Genomic DNA, 17,873 nt, shown 5'->3' with positions numbered 1-17,873 from the left:
TTAATCTGATCCTAGCCAATCATTTCGCGATTTCAGCACGCTTTTTTTAGGTGCAAGACCCGATTTTTCGACTAACGTAATACTATATGCCGGATCGGGTTCTAGGATAACTTCGGTAGTGTTTTTCTCTCCAAACCTTTCGAACTGTACCGTTATGGCTTCTCCTACTGGAAAACTTTTTATGTATTCCGTAAACTTTTGGTCTTTGGGAAATGCTTTGCCGTTGAGCTGTGTGATGATATCTCCTTTAGTTAATCTTGCCTTGTATGCAGGGGAATCCAAAAAGGGATTATTCTCCACAAGTCCGTTGCCATCCTTAGTTTTGCCTACGGAAGCTCCAAAATAGGGCATTTCGGGGTTCTGCGATAACGAAACACCAACGGAACCCAATAGTTCCGAATACTTGGGCATTTTGCTGTTGTAAATATAATTATCAAAGAATGAATTGGAAAAATCGGTTCCTGCATATAGTGCCAGTGTTTTTTGTAAATCGGTGATACTATAGGGTTTTTCGGTTCTTCCAAAGGTTTTCCATACTAGTTTCATATAATCGTCCAAGTTGCGGTTTTCTTTTCTGAGCGAAAGATCTAGGGCCAAGCCCAGCATACTTCCGTAAGAGTAGTAAGAGATAAAAGTGTTTTCGCGGTTTACGGGGTCTACCGAGGTAGCAGCGTCTACAAAAGGCGCCTGATAGCTCATTTCTATGGGGTTAAAGAACTGCCTTGCAGGAGAATTCCATACGTAGTTGAATGTTCCGGTGAGACCTTCTACATACTTTTCTGGAGTAATGAGTCCGGCACGTACCAGAATAAGATTGGTATAGTAGCTCGTAAAACCTTCGGCAAACCAAAGGGAACCGCTCATATTGGCTTTGGAAAAATCGAAAGGTTCCAAAGATTTTGGTCTTATACGTTCTACGTTCCACGCATGAAAAAATTCATGGGAAACCGTGCCAATGTTTCGTTCCATCCCGCCTTCGGCCAGGCTTCTAGTACTGGTCAAGATGGTAGAGTTTCTATGTTCCATGCCATCGCCCGAGGCGTTTGGTATGTAGCAGGCTAAAAATGTGTAGGTGTCGTAATCAAAATTGGGTAGCTCACCATATACTTTTTGTTGCTCCAGAACAACTTTTTTGACTTTTTCAAAATACGTGTCCAGTTCTTCTTCGGTGCCGTTATGGTGCAGTGCAAAGCGTATGTTCTGTCCGTCGACCATAAATTCGCGCAGCCCAAAATCACTTATTTCCGTTGGGGAATCCATAAAGTATTGTAGGTTCGGAGCGGCGTAGGTTGTGCCGGAGACCAAGGGCAATTGTGTTGCTATTTTCCAATTTAAGTCTTTACGAACATTAAAATTGACTTCAATTTTCCTGTCGGACAATTTGGGAGCATACATAAATGTTGCAGGAATGTTCAGGTGGGCATGGGTTTCATCTATTTGGGAGTAGGTACCGTCACCTCTATTGGCAAATAGGGTGTACCTTATGTGTACGGTGCCATTGTGACCAGAAACAAACCATGAATAAGGGTCTTTTCTATAAATGTTCAGTACTTTTCCGTTACCGTCCGTTGCTTTTAAACCATACACATTTTTAGCAAATTCATGAAGCGCATAGCGTCCGGGAGAAGAACGACTCATGCGGACTTCTAAGGTGTCGCTGGTTATATTGGTAAAAGTAACGTTTACATCAGCCTCGTGGTGTACGGCATTCTCAAACGAAATAGTGTAAGTATTGGTTTGTGCGTTTAAGGAGAACACAAACAGGAACAAGGGAAGAAGGAAAAATGAATGGCGCATGCGTATGTTTTTGGCTAAGATACTAAAGGCCTTTAATTTATAGAGGTTCAAATTTAAAATCCTCTAATTTAGCCATCTGTTAAATCGTGCTGGCCTCTCCAAATTTTTCTTCTATGAGTTCTTTTAGACTTTTGATAATGGCCTCGCTAATAGGTTTGGTTATATATTTGGCTACAAACGGATTATGTTCAAATATGTCCATATCACGTTGACTTCTAGAGGAAGTAAGGATAAACACCATGGTATTATCTGTATGCGCCATCTTCTTAAACGTATCCATGAACTCATAACCGTCCATATTAGGCATATTAAGGTCCAGGAAAATGATATAATTACCTGCCTTAGTGTAATTTTTTTTAAAATAAGCTATAGCTGGCAAGCCATTGGAAAAGTTGAGAATAGTACCTTCCAATCCGGCTCCTGCAATAGCTTTCTCCAATAAAAAAGTAAATATGGGGTCGTCCTCGATCAGTATTAACTCATATTTCATTTCAGGTTTTCTATGTCTGTTATCTTTGCAGTTTGCTCAACGTTCTTTTTGATAACACTGTCTATTTCTTCCGCCGAGTCTATTATAAAGTTAAGGATTTTTTCTCTTTCTTCTCTTTCCAGACCCTCTTCTTTGATAACATGTATCAAGCCCATTAATCTTGCTACGGGTGCCCGTACAACATGTGATTGGTTCCATGAAATCGCTCTTAATACTTTATTTTGTTCCTTAATTGCCTTTAGATGGAGTATACGATCGGTAACATTCCTGGTATTTACAACAATACCGTTTATAGAGGGTTCATCTGTTTTATTAGTGGCAATGGTTTCCAGCCAAGTCCAATCACCAACTCCATTCTTAAATCGAAACGGTCTGATATATACTTGTGGTTTTTCTAAGGTTTCTAAAAACTGAGCGTATACTTCTTCGCGGTCATCTGAATGTATGTGGTCAAATGCATTAGTGCCAACAAGACTATCTGGTGACATTTTGAGGGTTCTATTCGATGTTGGGCTTACATAGGTAAAGTTAGCTTCTTGGTCAAAAATGGCTATGAGTTCTGTTCCTTCTTGAACAAGGGTCTTAAAGTGGCGTTCGCTTTGAGCCAACTGCTGTTCCGCCAATTTTTTTTCGGTATTGTCCCGTGCAATACAGTACATAATGCCATCACTCTCGTCCCAATTTGCAGACCAAAGCATAGGTATCAGATTGCTATTCTTGTGTATATATCTATTTTCAAAGTAGGCAATCTTTTCTCCGTTGGCTACTTTTTTTTCTGTTAGTAATGTAGCATCAATATCTTGCGGGCAAACAAAATCGATATATTTTCTTCCTATAAGTTCCCTCGGAGTGTAACCCCAAATTCGGGAGCATGCCTTGTTGATCGTTACAAAGAAGCCATCCTTATCCACAGTGCAAATAATATCGAGGGATGTATTCATTATTTTGTCCATTTCTTCTTTTGCACTTAGGATAGCTTCCTGTGCATGCACTTCGGAGGTGATGTTTTTTGAAAAGCAGGAAACACCCGATATTTTTTTATTTTTATCGTAAATGGGATTAAAGGAAACTAAGCCGTACATTTTTGAGGTTTCCGAGGGGCCTTGAAGTATTTCCTTTGTGGAAAACTGCTCTCCGTTTAGTGCCCTATCATAGTAAGACTTCCATTTATGTATAGTTTCTTGTGGAAATTCTAGCGATAATACCGAATCACCTTCATAGAGCTCACGTTTTAATACCCCTCTGATTATCTGTTTAAAAGGCTTATTTGCGATAATTAAATTGTACGCTGTGTCTATAGACCATAAAAGGTCCTTTGTACTATTGATTAGGGCTTCCTGGTTGTTTTTTACTTTTTCCAGTTCGGTGTCCTTTTGTACCTTTTGGCTAATATCGCTAATAGTTCCCTGTATGGTATGGGGCTCGTTTGGACTTGTCCAAGAAGTGACTTTCCCTGTTTCGTGAATCCAAGTTATGGACCCATTTTTATGGAGTATTCGATACGAAACTTTATAAATATCGTTTTTGTTGGCATGGCAACGGTCTACTTTGTCCTTTATGACCCATCTGTCATCTGGGTGTATTCGCTTGTCCCATTGTTCCTTTTTCAATTGTTTTAACTCGTTAGGGGAATAGCCCGCAATGGCAGCTCCTTGTTTGTTCAGTTGTAAGCGGTCTGATCGTTTTTCCCATTCCCAGACTCCTATTTTTGTTGATTCTACTATGGTGTTGAGCAGCTCATCCTTGGATTTTAGCTCAGCTACGATTTCTTTATTTTTTTTACATATTTTTCTATATTCAAATAGCTGTACAATTTGTTTGGCCAAGGTATGAAGTGCTTTTTTTTGATGCGCTTCCAGCTTTTTTGGTTTGGCGTCCATTACGCTCAAAGTTCCCAACGAAAGACCATTGGAGTTGACCAATGCAACCCCTGCATAAAAGGAAATATGAGGTTCTGAAAGTACAAAAGGATGCTCCTTGAACCTAGGGTCATTTTGGACGTTCTCTATAATAAGTTCATCTAAATGTGTCGAAATTATATGTCTGCAAAACGAAGTTTCTATGGGTGTTTCTGAATTGGCGAGACCATAACGGGACTTAAAAAGTAGTTTTGTGTCACTTAAAATTTTTATTACGCTTATTTCCGTACCGCATACAACGGCGGCTAGCTGTGTTATATCATCATAAACCTTTTCAGGTAGACTGTTCAGTAGGCCGTAGGGCTTAAGTACATCAAGTCTGGTTGTAGTTTCCTTCCACTTCATAGAATTCTGGAGAAGTTATTCTTACAGTTAATGCATTAAAAAGTAAGAAATTTCATAAATAATTTGCGAATTTAGTTTTTATCTTAAACATGAAAGTATTTTAGAGCTGTTTTAATCAAATTTTAGCATTTACTTATAAGATACTAAAAATCAAATCATTAATAGCGATTTTGTAAAGAAATTTGATAGGTTGGTTAAAGTATTTAATCAAATGGAATTTAGGTTACATTACCGCTATCAATTCAATAAAAAAGATAATAATCATGCAATAGAAACATTATTTTTGTGGGATGATTCAATTTCCGGAAAAATTAGCAAAGTTGATGGCAGGGAGACGAAAGGATAAAACGCTCCGAACGTTATATGCCCATCAGGGCAATATAGACTTTTTGTCCAACGACTATCTGGGCTTTGCTAAAAATGAAACTCTGTTTTCTAAGACTTTTCAACTGCTCTTAAATGAAGGTGTGGCATCAAACGGTTCTGGAGGGTCGCGATTGTTATCGGGAAATCATAAATTATACGGAATCTTGGAACCTCAATTGGCCATGTTTTACAGTGCCGATGCGGCCTTAGTGTTTAATTCTGGTTATGATGCCAATATGGGTCTTTTTAGTGCGGTTCCACAGCGCGGGGATTTGATTTTATATGATGAATTCATACATGCCAGCATACGGGAAGGCATACGAATGAGTCATGCGAAATCATATCATTTTTCTCATAATGATATGGATAGTCTAAAGGAAAAAATAGCGTTCAACACTACCCAACTGGCAAAAGATGCAACTATTTATATCGTTACCGAAAGTGTCTTTTCTATGGACGGCGATACGCCCAACTTAAAAGCTTTGGTAGCTTATGCCGGCAAAAACGGATATCGTTTAATTGTAGACGAAGCGCATGCGGTTGGGGTGCATGGATCTCATGGAGGCGGAATCATACCCCAATTAAAACTGGAGAAAAAGGTCTTTGCCCGAACAGTTACCTTTGGCAAAGCCTTTGGTTGTCATGGAGCTGCCGTTCTGGGATCTAAGGAGCTAAGGGACTATTTGGTAAATTTCGCTAAATCCTTCATTTATACCACGGCGCTCCCGCCGCACACGTTAGCGACAATAATATCCGCACATGATTTTTTCTCAACATCCGCCAAGGAAGAAGTACAAAAACTGACCGGTAACATTAACTATTTTAAAGAGGAAGTAAAGAAACAGGGATTAGAAAAGCATTTTATAGCCAGTGAATCCCCCATTCAATCCTGTATCATTACAGGTGTTGGAAAAGCCAAATCTGTCGCTACAAAACTTATGGAGAAAGGTTTTGGCGTAAAAGCGATACTGTCTCCAACAGTGCCGGAAGGCAAAGAGCGCTTGCGTTTCTGTATCCATAGTTATAACTCCAAAGAAGAACTGGGATTGGTCTTAAAATTGTTATCAACCTATCTTTAAGGTTATGGAAGAAAGGTTTTATCAATTGGCATCCTTTGAATATGCCGCCGATGTGCAGATTATAAAAGGTAAATTGGAGTCCGAAGGTATTCCTGTATTTCTGCGGGACGAGAACACCTTAAATTCCGATCCCTTAATTAGTAATGCCATTGGCGGCGTAAAACTACAGGTATATGCTAAGGATAGGGAACGCGCAGTGGCCATTTACAACGAGGTACGTGCCTATGCACTGGACGATAACAATAATCCGGTAATTTGCCCCAATTGCAAGGCCGGCAAATCGGAGACGTTTTATGCCAGAAAGGGTATTTTTTATAAACTTTTCCCATTTTTTGAGAAAAGAAAATATAAGTGTTTAAATTGTGGCATAATCACGAAACCCAGTTAGGCATGCAAAAAATCTTTGTTACCGGAATATCTACAGAAGTAGGCAAAACCATAGCTTCAGCTATTATTACCGAGGCGCTCGAGGCCGATTATTGGAAACCGGTACAAGCCGGGGACCTGGACAATACGGACAGCCATAAAGTAGCAAGACTTATTTCCAATACCAAAACGGTGATACACCCCAATAGTTATGCGTTAAAATCACCTATGAGTCCGCATGCTGCCGCGGAGATCGATGGTGTACGAATAGACCGTTTTCATATTAAAGAACCGAAAACGGAAAATCATTTGGTCATCGAAGGAGCGGGCGGACTTTTAGTGCCCCTGAACGAAGAGGACACCATGTTCGACATTATCATGCCTAGCTATAAGGTTGTTGTGGTTTCCAGGCATTATTTGGGGAGCATCAATCATTCATTATTGACGATAAACTGGTTGAAACAAAAAGGATACGATGTTTCTGTTCTGTTCAGTGGAGATGCCAACCCACATACCGAAAATATAATTTTACATAAAACCGGGGTTTCCTTGATCGGTAGAATTAACGAAGAGACAGTATTTACCAAGGAAGTGATAAAAGGCTATGCAGCGCAATTTAATACCATTTTAAAAACCCTCTAAACGTTGTAGTATTTCCGCATTCTCGACTGTCGTATGTAGTTTGTAGTGTTTTTCCAAATAGGCTTCTATATAGGCGTTCTGTTCTAGTTCTTTTTTATCGAAAATACGTTTGTTTTTTCTCAGGACGACCGTCTTTGGCCTCAATTCTTCCATGATATAGCTTAGTTCTTCTACGGATGTTTTTCTTGGATTGTTAAAGAAAGGAAAAAGTTCGTCCCTACAAAGATTACTAGGATGTGTAGATGCCATGGTCGGTGGTAGCTTTCCTAGATTCCAATATCCTATATGGTATCCTAGAAATAGGATGTTTTTGGTTTCCAGCTTGTTTTTGTTAATATAATCGGGTACCGTAAAACCTTCGCCATTGAAGAAAGTATCATGCCTTAATTTGTTGCGAACAATGTTGCCGTATTCCAAGTAGCTTTCTACAGGTACTAAAAGTAGGATAAACAATACACTTTTCGGAATCTTTGTTAGGTATTTTGTAAGCAATACATTCAGGGTTATCGCTACAAGTATCACGAGCATTGGGTGTAACTGTATTAAATAGTGTCCGTTGATCCTACCGCCTTTCAAAAAAGAAACCAAAACCCCAACGATGGCCGTAATCAAAAATAGAACTGTCCTGTCTTTAAAATTGACATATTTCTTTTTCCAAGCGAAAAAAAGGAAGGCTGTAATAATTAAAAAAAATGGGGCTAACTTAAGTAAGGGGTATCTTCGTGCGCTTGTATACTCCAAAGGAGCCAGTATTACGGACTTCCACCAAACCAAACTATTTCCATCTAAATAGTAAGGGAGTATAGTTGCAAGAATAACGGTTATAGTTCCTGCCCCAAAGAGGGTCGTATACCAAAAAAGAGCGGTTCTTTTTGTTTTTATTGCTTCATAGCATAGGTAGAGTCCTAAAAAAAGAATGGGATAGGCCATGTTTAGTTTTACCATAACTACAATGCCCATAAGGAGCCCCGCAATAAAAAACCAGCCATTACTTTTCTTTGCCATAAGTAGGTAAAGGCCTGGCATAAAAAAAGCCATACTTAAATGCTCGGACATGACACCTTGTAAACTTCCGAACAGACTTAATAATACAACTGTGCCCAACGCCGCACCTAAAGCAACTTTTTTACTGGTAATCCGAGTGCTAATTTTATAGGTAAAAAAAGCAGTTACTATAACCAATACCGTTCCTGCAATTCGCAGAGCTATAAAACTCTTTCCGAAGATGGATATGAGCGCGGCAAAAAAAGCAAATGTTAAAGGAGGTTTTAAATCCCACAGTTGTAGATAGGGGAGAAAACCATCTACCCAAGATTGACCCAGCAGTATAAAGGTGCTTTCATCACGGTCTATGTAGTCTCTAAAAAAGAAGGGTAACCTTAAAAATAGGCTAACTAAGGACAACGTGATGATAACTTTTTTGTTGTTTAGGTCTTTGAAGTTCCCAACAAGAAATTTTATACTATTCTTCAACATAAAATTAGCGTTCCTATGGCGTCACCCCTTATTTAAGATGCTTTTACCGGTATGGTCTTTACCGCTGTGTAAGGAAGTAAATAAATTCCCATCTTTGCAAAATACGTAAAACCTTGTGCAACAAAATAACCTGAATTGAAAAATCTTTCGGAAAGAGACAAAAAACACTTGTGGCATCCGTTGACCCAGCATAAAACGGCGGCAGCTCCTTTAGGTATGGTCAAGGCAAAGGGAGCCGTATTCTGGGACGAGGAAGGTAAGGAATATATAGACGGTATCGCATCTTGGTATACCAGTATGTACGGTCACGGCAACCCCTATATCATCGATAAGATGACCGCCCAGATGAAACAGTTGGATTTTGTCTTGTTCAGTGGTTTTACGCATGAGCCTGCCGTTCAATTATCCGAAAGGTTAGTACCATTACTACCTAATAATCAGGCTAAGATTTTTTTTAACGATAACGGCTCTACTGCCGTTGAGGCAGGTATAAAAATGGCCTTGCAGTACCATCATAACCACTGTGATAAAAGAGATACGCTCATTGCTTTTGAAGATGGATTTCATGGCGATACCTTTGGGGCTATGAGTGCCTCCGGACTCTCCTCCTATAATGGTCCGTTCGAGGATTTTTTGTTAAAAGTGGAACGTATCCCAGTGCCCCAAGCCGATAATTTGGATGTTGTGGTTTCACAACTACAGCACATTGTTGATACATACGATTGTGCCGCTTTTATTTATGAACCTTTGGCCCAAGGCGCGGCAGGTATGAAATTTCATTCCGCAACCGGTTTGGATGCCTTGTTGGCAATCTGTAAAAAAGCGGGAGTACTTTGTATTGCCGATGAAATAATGACGGGTTTTGGTAAAACCGGCAAAAATTTCGCTTCGGCAAATATGGATCAACAACCGGATATTATGTGCTTGAGTAAGGCGTTGACCGCAGGCATGTTTCCTTTGAGTATTACCAGTTGTTCGCAAGAGGTGTATGATCGTTTTTTAAGCGATGAGGTTTCCAAAGGCTTCTTTCATGCACATACCTTTAGCGCACATCCCGTGGGATGTGCGGCGGTCTTGGCGGGATTGGATCTGTTGGAATCGCCCGAAATAATGGAACGGCGCAAGTATATCAAAGAAGCCCATGAACGTTTTGTGGCTGAGGTTAAGGACCATCCAAAAGTGGAGAATGCACGCTGCATGGGTATTATTTTGGCTATTGATTTGAATATAGAAATGGAGCGTTACGGAAACCTGCGTGATAAATTGTATCAGTTTTTTATGGAAAAAGGCGTTGTTCTTAGGCCATTGGGAAATACAGTTTACGTATTGCCGCCTTTTGTGATTACAAATGAGCAATTGAACAAGGTTTACAATGCCATAAAAAGTGCGCTAGTAGTCTTCTGATTCCTCCGGCAACAAATCAATACTTTCATCGTCCTTAATTTCTATTCTAATGACATCATAGTTCCAGTCGTCTCCAGTTCCTGTCGCTTTTACAAATAAGGTTCCAGAGCCTTTAGGACCTGACACAGGAATTTTCATATCGGCCGTTTTAGCTCCGTTAGTATTCTTGTAACTGCCCTGTACCATTCCATCTTTAACGATAGGAGTACCCAAAACACTGGTAATTTCTGTGTCTTGGTTTATGGTTTCAAGCGCATATTCGTACGGTTGTGATTCCTCTAATGCTGCGGTGACCCCATAGAATATAGATGCAATAAACAGTATAAAAACAACAACTAAACTTAAACAGCCGCCCAAGGGCAATGCCCATTTCCAATTTCTTTTCCACCAGCTGGGGTATGGTACCAGTTCGTTGTTCATTGTTTTTAATTTTTAGTGACCGATTAATATACGGAGTTTTCGTTTAAAGTCTCTGTGGTATAACCCTTCAGAGTTTTCAAATTATTATGCTTTGCTCTTTTACAGGTCATGAATTATAGAAAAGGAATAACTAGTTCTATTAAAGTTATAAATTATTGATTATAATGTTTTTATCGTTTATTCTGGTAAGGTTCTTACGATACGGGAGTATTTTGTTACTTAATGGACAATTGAGCTTTTTTACGTAGATTTTGCATTGATGAAGGTAATAACTTTTACTTTTACCCAATAATTCATTTTTGTGATGCAACCTATTTCCGTTACCGCGATGAGTTCCATTTCCGCCTTGGGCATTTCTATTGAAGAGGTGTGGTTCAACTACCTAAAATCGGAACATCTTTTTGTACAACAAAGCTTTAGGCTGCAGCAGGAATGGGTGTCGGCGTTAGATGAAAATGCAAAACACGAAATCGAAATACTCAGAAATTCAGATTCGAAATACAGAAAACTGGACAATTCTGTTTTGTTCGCTATATACACATCTAGAGGAGCGATGGAAAAAGCTGGTTGGAAACCTACCGATAACTTCGGAATCAACATAGGTTCTTCCCGCGGTGCAACTGCTTTGTTTGAACGGTACCATAAGGAGTATTTGCGGGATAACAAGACGGCAACCTTGACCTCGCCAACCACAACATTGGGCAATATTTCTTCATGGGTAGCCCATGATTTACAAACGCAAGGACCCGAAATTTCCCATTCCATTACCTGCTCCACTGCATTACATTCGGTCTTGAACGGTATGGCCTGGCTGCAAAGTGGCATGGCAGATAAGTTTCTGGTAGGTGGTAGCGAGGCACCCTTAACAGATTTTACCATTGCCCAAATGCAGGCCTTGAAAATTTATGCTAAAAACGGGGATACGGTAAGTTACCCGTGCCGGGCACTGGATTTGGACAAGTCGGCTAATTCAATGGTTTTAGGGGAAGGCGCCGCTATGGCCTGTTTGGAGCGCGGAACCGTATCCAATGCACTTGCTTTAATCGTTGGTGTCGGCTATGCCACGGAGCCTTTGGAGCACAACGTATCTATTTCCGCAGATGCCCTCTGTTTTCAACGTTCCATGAAAATGGCTTTAGGTAATATTTCGCCAGACGAGGTAGATGCAATTGTAATGCATGCCCCTGGAACGATAAAAGGAGATGAGACCGAATTTAACGCTATCAAAAAGGTGTTCCGTAACAAAACGCCATTTTTAACTAGCAATAAATGGAAAGTGGGTCACACTTTTGCTGCATCGGGCATGCTTAATATGGAGCTGGCCGTATTGATGTTGCAACATCAAAAAGCGGTTGCTGTTCCGTTTGTAAAGCCGCAACATCTACCTAAAAGCATTAAAAAAGTAGTGGTAAACGCCGTAGGATTTGGTGGGAACGCGGTAAGCATACTGCTATCTGCCACCTAACACATTTTTTAGGTTACATCGCAACAAGCGTAAGTAGGGGTTACTTGTAGCTACATATCTCCTAATCGGATATGTTTCACGCTGGTTTAAGGTCTTAGTGTAGGGAGAACTCTAAAATTTCAGAAAATATCAAAATGAATTTTTTTTGTTCGCGCGGCAGGTAATCTTAAAATAACAACAATAAAATAGTATCTTTCAGATTACCAACTAAACCTTTTTATTATGGAACAATGGTACGAGTCCTTATCTCTGTTTGAAAATATTTATTGGCTTGTGGCGCTCGTTTCATCTGCGATATTCGTGGTACTGCTCGTTATGACCCTCCTGGGCGGCGATGCAGACGATATTGCCGGTGATGTAGATATGGAAATAGAGGGCGATACCGGTATAGGTTTTCAATTCTTATCTTTTAAAAATTTGATCGGTTTCCTTACCATTTTTGGATGGTCCGGCATAGCCTGTATAAACGGCGGACTATCTGCTGCGATTACCGTGGTAATTTCCTTTATATGCGGTCTTTTGATGATGACGGCCATGGCAGCCTTATTTTACTATCTGGCCAAATTGCAGAGTAGTGGCACGTTAAAACTTAACAATGCACTGAACCAGGTCGGCGAGGTGTATTTGACCATTGGAGCTAACCGCTCTAAGATTGGAAAGGTTAGCATTACCGTGCAGGGCACGCTGCGGGAACTGGATGCGTTAACGGACGAGCCCAAAGATTTGGTCCAAACGGAGGTGGTGCAGGTAAAGGATATCACCGACAACGGAATTTTAATTGTTGAACTCTTAAATAAATAACCCTATGCTAGTACCCTTACAACTTGGTGGAGGCGCCTCTTTATTGGCCATCGGCTTCGCTATCCTGTTCTTTTTTATCATAATAATATCCTTTATCCGAAGGTATAAAAGATGTCCGTCCGATCGTATTTTGGTGGTTTATGGTAAGGTAGGAACGGGTAATTCCGCTAAATGTATTCATGGTGGTGCGGCCTTTATCTGGCCCGTAATACAGGATTATGAATATTTGGACCTAACGCCCATTTCCATAGAGGTAGATTTGGCAAATGCACTTAGTAAGCAGAATATACGTGTAAACGTACCTTCCAGGTTTACCATAGGGGTGTCTACGGAGCCGGGCGTGATGCAGAATGCGGCAGAGCGACTTTTAGGGCTGGGTGCACAGGAAGTACAGGATTTGGCCAAGGAAATTATCTTTGGACAACTGCGTTTGGTGGTGGCATCCATGGATATAGAGGAGATAAATTCCGATAGGGATAAATTCTTGACCAATATCTCCCAAAGTGTAGAATCGGAACTGAAAAAAGTAGGTTTAAAGTTGATCAACGTAAACATTACGGATATAGTTGACGAGTCCGGTTATATTGAAGCATTGGGTAAAGAAGCCGCTGCCCATGCGATCAACGCTGCCCGTAAATCGGTGGCCGAGAAAAATAGGGACGGTTCTATTGGAGAAGCCAACGCGGTGCAAGATGAACGTACCCAAGTTGCCGCTGCAAATGCAAAGGCGGTAGAAGGGGAGAACATTGCAAAGATCAATGTAGCCAATTCGGATTCTTTAAGAAGACAACGGGAGGCGGAAGCCGAGCGGACTGCAATTGCTGCCGAAAAAGTACAATCTGCAAAGGCCTTGGAAGAATCCTATGCAGCGGAACGGGATGCGGAATTGGCAAGGGCAGAGCGTGAGCGTAGTTCACAGATGGCGGATATCGTAGTACCTGCGGAAATTGATAAAAAGAAAGTAGAAATCGATGCCGAGGCAGATGCTGAACGAACCAGACGTATAGCCAAAGGTGAGGCGGACGCGATCTTGTTCAAAGCGCAGGCAGAGGCGCAAGGAATCTTGGAAGTACTGACCAAACAGGCCGAAGGTTTGGATAAAATAGTACAGGCCGCGGGAGACAGTCCCAAAGATGCCGTATTATTATTAGTGGCCGATAAATTACCGGAACTGGTGAAAACCCAGGCCGAAGCTATCAAGAATATTAAGATAGATAAGGTCACGGTTTGGGACACCGGAGCCAAAACGGAAGATGGTAAAAATTCTACGGCCAATTTTATATCGGGAATGTACAAGTCGGTTCCACCATTACAGGACATGTTCAATATGGCCGGTATGCAGTTGCCGGAGTATTTGAAAGGGAAGAACGTAGTGGAAGGGGAAGATGCACCAAAAGATACCAAGAGCCCTACCGCTCCAAAAAAGAATGAGTAGCAGCGTAATCAATAACATCATGAAAAAATATATTTCTCTCGTTATCGGTATTCTGGCCATAATCAACATAGCGTATGGCTTTGCGAACGATCAGCAATCGGGTTCTATTTTTGGAATTGAAATGAATATTTGGGCATATCGTAGCGTTTGGGCAGTTATTGCGATAATTTCGTTTACCGATTTTTATAAGGCTACCAAAAAGAGGTGATTCCTAATCGTTTTAGGTGGGTTAAAAAAGCATAAGGTTCCACTTCCATAAATAAGGATTAAAAGAATATTTGAATCTAAAACTAAGACCCCTAAGGTTTGGATACCGATATTAATTCAGTAAAAGAGCCTTAGGGGTCTTAAATTAGTGTATACAAAAATGATTACCGTTGAATAAAAAAGTATGAACAGTAATGTTCTACGGGTACATTCACCTACCAATTTAGGTAATGGATATTATTATTTCTACCCGAATTCAGCTATTTTTACGCGGTAGTACAACCCAAAAGTATATGAGCGAAACGAGACATAATTGGACAAAACAAGAAATTCTTGATATTTACAACAGGCCACTGATGGAGTTGCTTTACGATGCAGCTACCATCCACAGGAAAAATCATGATCCCAATACGGTTCAGGTATCTACCTTACTTTCCATAAAAACGGGAGGTTGCCCGGAGGACTGTGGCTATTGTCCGCAAGCAGCGCGTTACCATACCGATATTGAAGGAAACGATTTGATGACCGTGCCACACGTGAAGGCACAGGCGCTTAGAGCAAAGGCATCGGGCAGTTCTAGAGTGTGTATGGGAGCAGCATGGCGTAACGTAAAGGACGGTCCCGAGTTTGACCAAGTCTTGGAAATGGTGCGTACCATCAACAAACTGGATATGGAGGTCTGCTGTACATTGGGAATGATTACGGAAAACCAGGCAAAACGTTTGGCCGAAGCCGGACTCTATGCCTACAATCATAACCTGGATACTTCAGAGGATTATTATAAAGATGTGATTTCTACCCGTGCTTTTGAAGATCGTTTGGATACCATTGAGAATGTTCGAAAGACCAATGTCACAGTTTGTAGTGGCGGCATCATAGGTATGGGTGAAAAATTGGAAGATAGAGCAGGTATGTTGGTGGCACTTGCCTCTTTGAGTCCACAACCGGAGTCTACACCTATTAACGCTTTGGTGCCGGTAGAGGGCACTCCTATGGAAGATATGGAGCCGGTTTCTATATGGGACATGGTGCGGATGGTAGCGACCACACGTATTGTACTGCCAGAAACCCAAGTGCGTTTATCCGCGGGAAGAACACAAATGAGCAGGGAAGGACAGGCAATGTGTTTCTTTGCCGGTGCGAATTCTATTTTTGCCGGTGATAAGTTATTAACGACCCCTAACCCCGATGTGAACGATGATATGGAAATGTTTAAATTACTGGGCCTAAATCCACAGAAACCCTTTACGAAAGTTTCACAACCCAAAACGGTAGAGGCATCGGATTCCGAATATCAAACCTTAGGCGAAAAGCCAAAATGGACACGGCCCGGCCATAAAATAGAACGTAACGAGGTGGCCAAACAGAAAGCGAAATTATCGGAATAAACTTACATTATCCATCTTTTTTAAGAAACTGTTCCAAACGGGTTGATTAACTTTGTGTTTCCTAATAATCTAAGCAGTTTTGAAATTAGTCGAAATTCCAAGGGTAAGTTCCATTTCTAAAAAAGATTTTGTCGCCAACTATTTAAAGCCACAACTTCCTGTAGTACTAACCTCTTTTGATGGTGAATGGCCTGCGTATTCCAAGTGGTCCTTGGACTATATGAAGACCATTGCAGGAGATAAAGTAGTGCCGCTGTACGATGATCGCCCCGTGCAACATAAAGACGGTTTTAACGAGCCGCATGCCACCATGAAAATGAGCGATTATATTGATCTGCTCAAAAAAGAACCAACCAAATACAGAATATTTCTTTGGAATATTTTAAAGGAAGTACCGGAATTGCAAAAGGATTTTAGCTATCCGGATTTTGGTATCCGTCTGCTTAAGCAGTTACCTATGTTATTTTTTGGAGGGAGGGATTCGCACACCTTTATGCACTATGATATCGATTTGGCCAATATCTTCCATTTTCATTTTGAGGGTGAGAAGGAGTGCATTCTCTTTTCGCAGTCACAGAATAAATATTTGTATAAAGTGCCCCATTCCTTGATAACGCACGAGAGCATCGATTTTTCTGATCCGGATTTGGATAAGTGGCCGGCTTTAAAAAAAGCACACGGCTTTAGGACTACACTAAAACACGGGGAAGTGTTGTACATGCCAGAAGGTTATTGGCATTATATGAAGTATAAAACTCCTGGGTTTTCCATGAGTCTGCGCGCCTTGGCAAGGAATCCGAGGCATTTGGCAAAAGCGGCCTATAATATTTTTGTCATGCGTCATTTTGATGTGTTGATGCGAAAAATTAAAGGCCAAAAATGGATAGATTGGAAAAACAAACGTGCCATAGAACGAACTACCGTTTAGTTTATCCGCTACTTGTGGAGTAATTAAATATATTTGTACTCATAAAACACAAACCATAATATTTTTAATATGAAGAATATAGTATTAGGACTAATAGCAGTATTTGGGGTTCTCACGATGAACGCCCAAGCTTTTAACGGAAAGGGCGATACCAAATTTCAGGTAGGTGCCAGCTTTCAGGATAACGGAACTGGAATTGCCGTTTCCTATGATAAAGGTCTGGGAGAAAATTTTTCTTTGGGACTGGGAGCCGGTTATGTTTTGGGTGTTGAAGAGCTTATAGGCGCCGATTTTACAGATCGTTTTAACTTGGTTGCCAGGTTCAATGCCAATTTAAGCAGCGTTATCGACCTTGGAGACCATATAGATATATACCCGGGACTCAACCTTAGCCTAAAGCAATTCGGGGGGCATTTGGGAGCACGGTATTTCTTCGGTGACGGTTTCGGTATTTTTACGGAATTTTCGGTTCCTTTTGCAAAATATGACAACACCGAACTCTCGGCTGCACAGTTGCTCAATAATCAATTTGTGTTTGCTGTGGGTGCGGTATTTAACTTGTAGACTACCTATTGGTATTTTCAATAATTTCTGGGCGGTTCGGCTCCAAGGATTTACGGTGCACATATTTTTTGCAGGTTTAACCTAAATTATGTATTGGAACTTCGTTATGAAGCTTCGAGATACAATGAATACTGGCTTTTTATCGATTTTAGCATAGCACCGCTATGGTTAAATCGAAAAAAGTAGCGCAGCGGTAGTATTCGCAGTAGCTAGGGGCTGTAATAGTTTTTCTAATGCATATTTTGGGTTTAAGGTATTAACCTCTTGGTTATTTCATATACCAAGGGGCTTTCCCAACCTCTATATAAAAGATAATCGGCCAGTTTTTTGCGCTTTTTTAATAGGTTGGTCTCCGAAATCTGTCCCAGTCGTCTTTTGGCAAGTTGCTCTAAAGTTTGTACATACGTTTCTTCATCTATTTCTTTTAGTGCAGACGTAAGATTGTATTTTGTAATACCTCTTTGTTTTAGTTCGTTGATAATTCTATTCTTCCCCCACTTTTTTATATTGAATTTACCCCGTGCAAAACTTCGTGCAAATCGTTCTTCGTTAAGGAAATTCTCCTTTATAAGATGTCCTACGATTTCGTCTATGGCAACTGGAATCATCCCCATTTCCTTTAATTTAGAAACAACTTCCTTGTGGCAGCGATCTTGGTAGGCGCAGTATGCTTCAAGTTTTTTTGTAGCTTCCTTCAACGAATAGGCAATATCCTTTTTCATTTTATTGTTCACGTCGCGTTTTGTAATTATTGGTTTTAGGAGATGTGATGGTTTTGGTA

Annotated in this window: 17 protein-coding genes; 11 read left to right on the top strand and 6 right to left on the bottom strand. The window is 40.7% G+C overall.

Annotation, left to right across the window (positions count from 1 at the left end; genetic code table 11):
• The 3 genes from ACFQZJ_RS16300 to ACFQZJ_RS16290 form a co-directional block, all read right to left on the bottom strand.
• Entirely contained in the window at positions 1-1,797 is a 1,797-nt protein-coding gene (locus tag ACFQZJ_RS16300; protein ID WP_379935942.1) for a M61 family metallopeptidase, read from the bottom strand.
• A 79-nt stretch (positions 1,798-1,876) separates the two neighbouring features.
• A complete protein-coding gene (locus tag ACFQZJ_RS16295) occupies positions 1,877-2,287 on the bottom strand; it encodes a response regulator (RefSeq protein ID WP_379935941.1) in 411 nt (136 codons plus the stop codon).
• Entirely contained in the window at positions 2,284-4,551 is a 2,268-nt protein-coding gene (locus tag ACFQZJ_RS16290; protein ID WP_379935940.1) for a PAS domain S-box protein, read from the bottom strand. The genes ACFQZJ_RS16295 and ACFQZJ_RS16290 overlap by 4 nt, the downstream gene beginning before the upstream one ends.
• 323 nt (positions 4,552-4,874) lie before the next feature.
• Here ACFQZJ_RS16290 and ACFQZJ_RS16285 point away from each other — a divergent pair, with 323 nt between their 5' ends.
• Genes ACFQZJ_RS16285 through bioD form a run of 3 tightly spaced genes read left to right on the top strand, consistent with a single transcriptional unit; the run spans position 4,875 to position 7,004 of the window.
• Positions 4,875-5,996, top strand: a complete 1,122-nt coding sequence (locus tag ACFQZJ_RS16285) for an aminotransferase class I/II-fold pyridoxal phosphate-dependent enzyme (RefSeq protein WP_379935939.1) — start codon at positions 4,875-4,877, stop codon at positions 5,994-5,996.
• Between the two features lie 4 nt (positions 5,997-6,000).
• Positions 6,001-6,384, top strand: a complete 384-nt coding sequence (locus ACFQZJ_RS16280; protein ID WP_379935938.1) for a putative signal transducing protein — start codon at positions 6,001-6,003, stop codon at positions 6,382-6,384.
• A gap of 2 nt (positions 6,385-6,386) precedes the next feature.
• Complete coding sequence (gene bioD, locus ACFQZJ_RS16275) at positions 6,387-7,004, top strand: dethiobiotin synthase (protein ID WP_379935937.1); 618 nt, start codon at positions 6,387-6,389, stop codon at positions 7,002-7,004.
• Here bioD and ACFQZJ_RS16270 read toward each other — a convergent pair.
• Positions 6,990-8,480, bottom strand: a complete 1,491-nt coding sequence (locus tag ACFQZJ_RS16270) for an ArnT family glycosyltransferase (RefSeq protein ID WP_379935936.1) — start codon at positions 8,478-8,480, stop codon at positions 6,990-6,992. The genes bioD and ACFQZJ_RS16270 overlap by 15 nt on opposite strands.
• Positions 8,481-8,615: 135 nt before the next feature.
• On the opposite strand from ACFQZJ_RS16270, the gene bioA reads away from it, so the two are divergent.
• Positions 8,616-9,884, top strand: a complete 1,269-nt coding sequence (gene bioA, locus ACFQZJ_RS16265; protein WP_379935935.1) for an adenosylmethionine--8-amino-7-oxononanoate transaminase — start codon at positions 8,616-8,618, stop codon at positions 9,882-9,884.
• Here bioA and ACFQZJ_RS16260 read toward each other — a convergent pair.
• Positions 9,870-10,304 carry a cytochrome c oxidase assembly factor Coa1 family protein gene (locus ACFQZJ_RS16260; protein WP_379935934.1) on the bottom strand — a complete coding sequence of 145 codons (435 nt, stop codon included), beginning with the start codon at positions 10,302-10,304 and terminating at the stop codon, positions 9,870-9,872. The two genes, bioA and ACFQZJ_RS16260, sit on opposite strands and share 15 nt — an antisense overlap.
• Positions 10,305-10,605: 301 nt before the next feature.
• On the opposite strand from ACFQZJ_RS16260, the gene ACFQZJ_RS16255 reads away from it, so the two are divergent.
• The 7 genes from ACFQZJ_RS16255 (at position 10,606) to ACFQZJ_RS16225 (ending at position 17,092) form a co-directional block, all read left to right on the top strand.
• Entirely contained in the window at positions 10,606-11,769 is a 1,164-nt protein-coding gene (locus tag ACFQZJ_RS16255; RefSeq protein ID WP_379935933.1) for a beta-ketoacyl synthase N-terminal-like domain-containing protein, read from the top strand.
• Positions 11,770-11,991: 222 nt separating this feature from the next.
• Positions 11,992-12,570 carry a hypothetical protein gene (locus ACFQZJ_RS16250; RefSeq protein WP_379935932.1) on the top strand — a complete coding sequence of 193 codons (579 nt, stop codon included), beginning with the start codon at positions 11,992-11,994 and terminating at the stop codon, positions 12,568-12,570.
• Positions 12,571-12,574: 4 nt separating this feature from the next.
• Positions 12,575-14,005 carry a flotillin family protein gene (locus tag ACFQZJ_RS16245; protein WP_379935931.1) on the top strand — a complete coding sequence of 477 codons (1,431 nt, stop codon included), beginning with the start codon at positions 12,575-12,577 and terminating at the stop codon, positions 14,003-14,005.
• 19 nt (positions 14,006-14,024) lie between these two features.
• Positions 14,025-14,213: a hypothetical protein gene (locus ACFQZJ_RS16240; protein WP_379935930.1), complete on the top strand. Its 189-nt coding sequence runs from the start codon at positions 14,025-14,027 to the stop codon at positions 14,211-14,213.
• A 292-nt stretch (positions 14,214-14,505) separates the two neighbouring features.
• Positions 14,506-15,600 (top strand): biotin synthase BioB, encoded by a 1,095-nt coding sequence (bioB, locus tag ACFQZJ_RS16235; RefSeq protein WP_379935929.1) that lies wholly within the window; start codon positions 14,506-14,508, stop codon positions 15,598-15,600.
• Between the two features lie 79 nt (positions 15,601-15,679).
• Positions 15,680-16,528: a cupin-like domain-containing protein gene (locus tag ACFQZJ_RS16230; protein ID WP_379935928.1), complete on the top strand. Its 849-nt coding sequence runs from the start codon at positions 15,680-15,682 to the stop codon at positions 16,526-16,528.
• Positions 16,529-16,597: 69 nt separating this feature from the next.
• A complete protein-coding gene (locus tag ACFQZJ_RS16225; protein WP_379935927.1) occupies positions 16,598-17,092 on the top strand; it encodes a DUF6646 family protein in 495 nt (164 codons plus the stop codon).
• 248 nt (positions 17,093-17,340) lie between these two features.
• Here the strand turns inward: ACFQZJ_RS16225 and ACFQZJ_RS16220 are convergent, their stop codons facing one another.
• Positions 17,341-17,814 carry a regulatory protein RecX gene (locus ACFQZJ_RS16220; protein ID WP_379935926.1) on the bottom strand — a complete coding sequence of 158 codons (474 nt, stop codon included), beginning with the start codon at positions 17,812-17,814 and terminating at the stop codon, positions 17,341-17,343.
• Positions 17,815-17,873 lie beyond the last annotated feature (59 nt).

The organism is Maribacter chungangensis (assembly GCF_042676845.1).
GTDB classification, from domain to species: Bacteria; Bacteroidota; Bacteroidia; order Flavobacteriales; family Flavobacteriaceae; genus Maribacter; species Maribacter chungangensis.
This window is presented reverse-complemented; position numbering and strand designations above follow the sequence as displayed.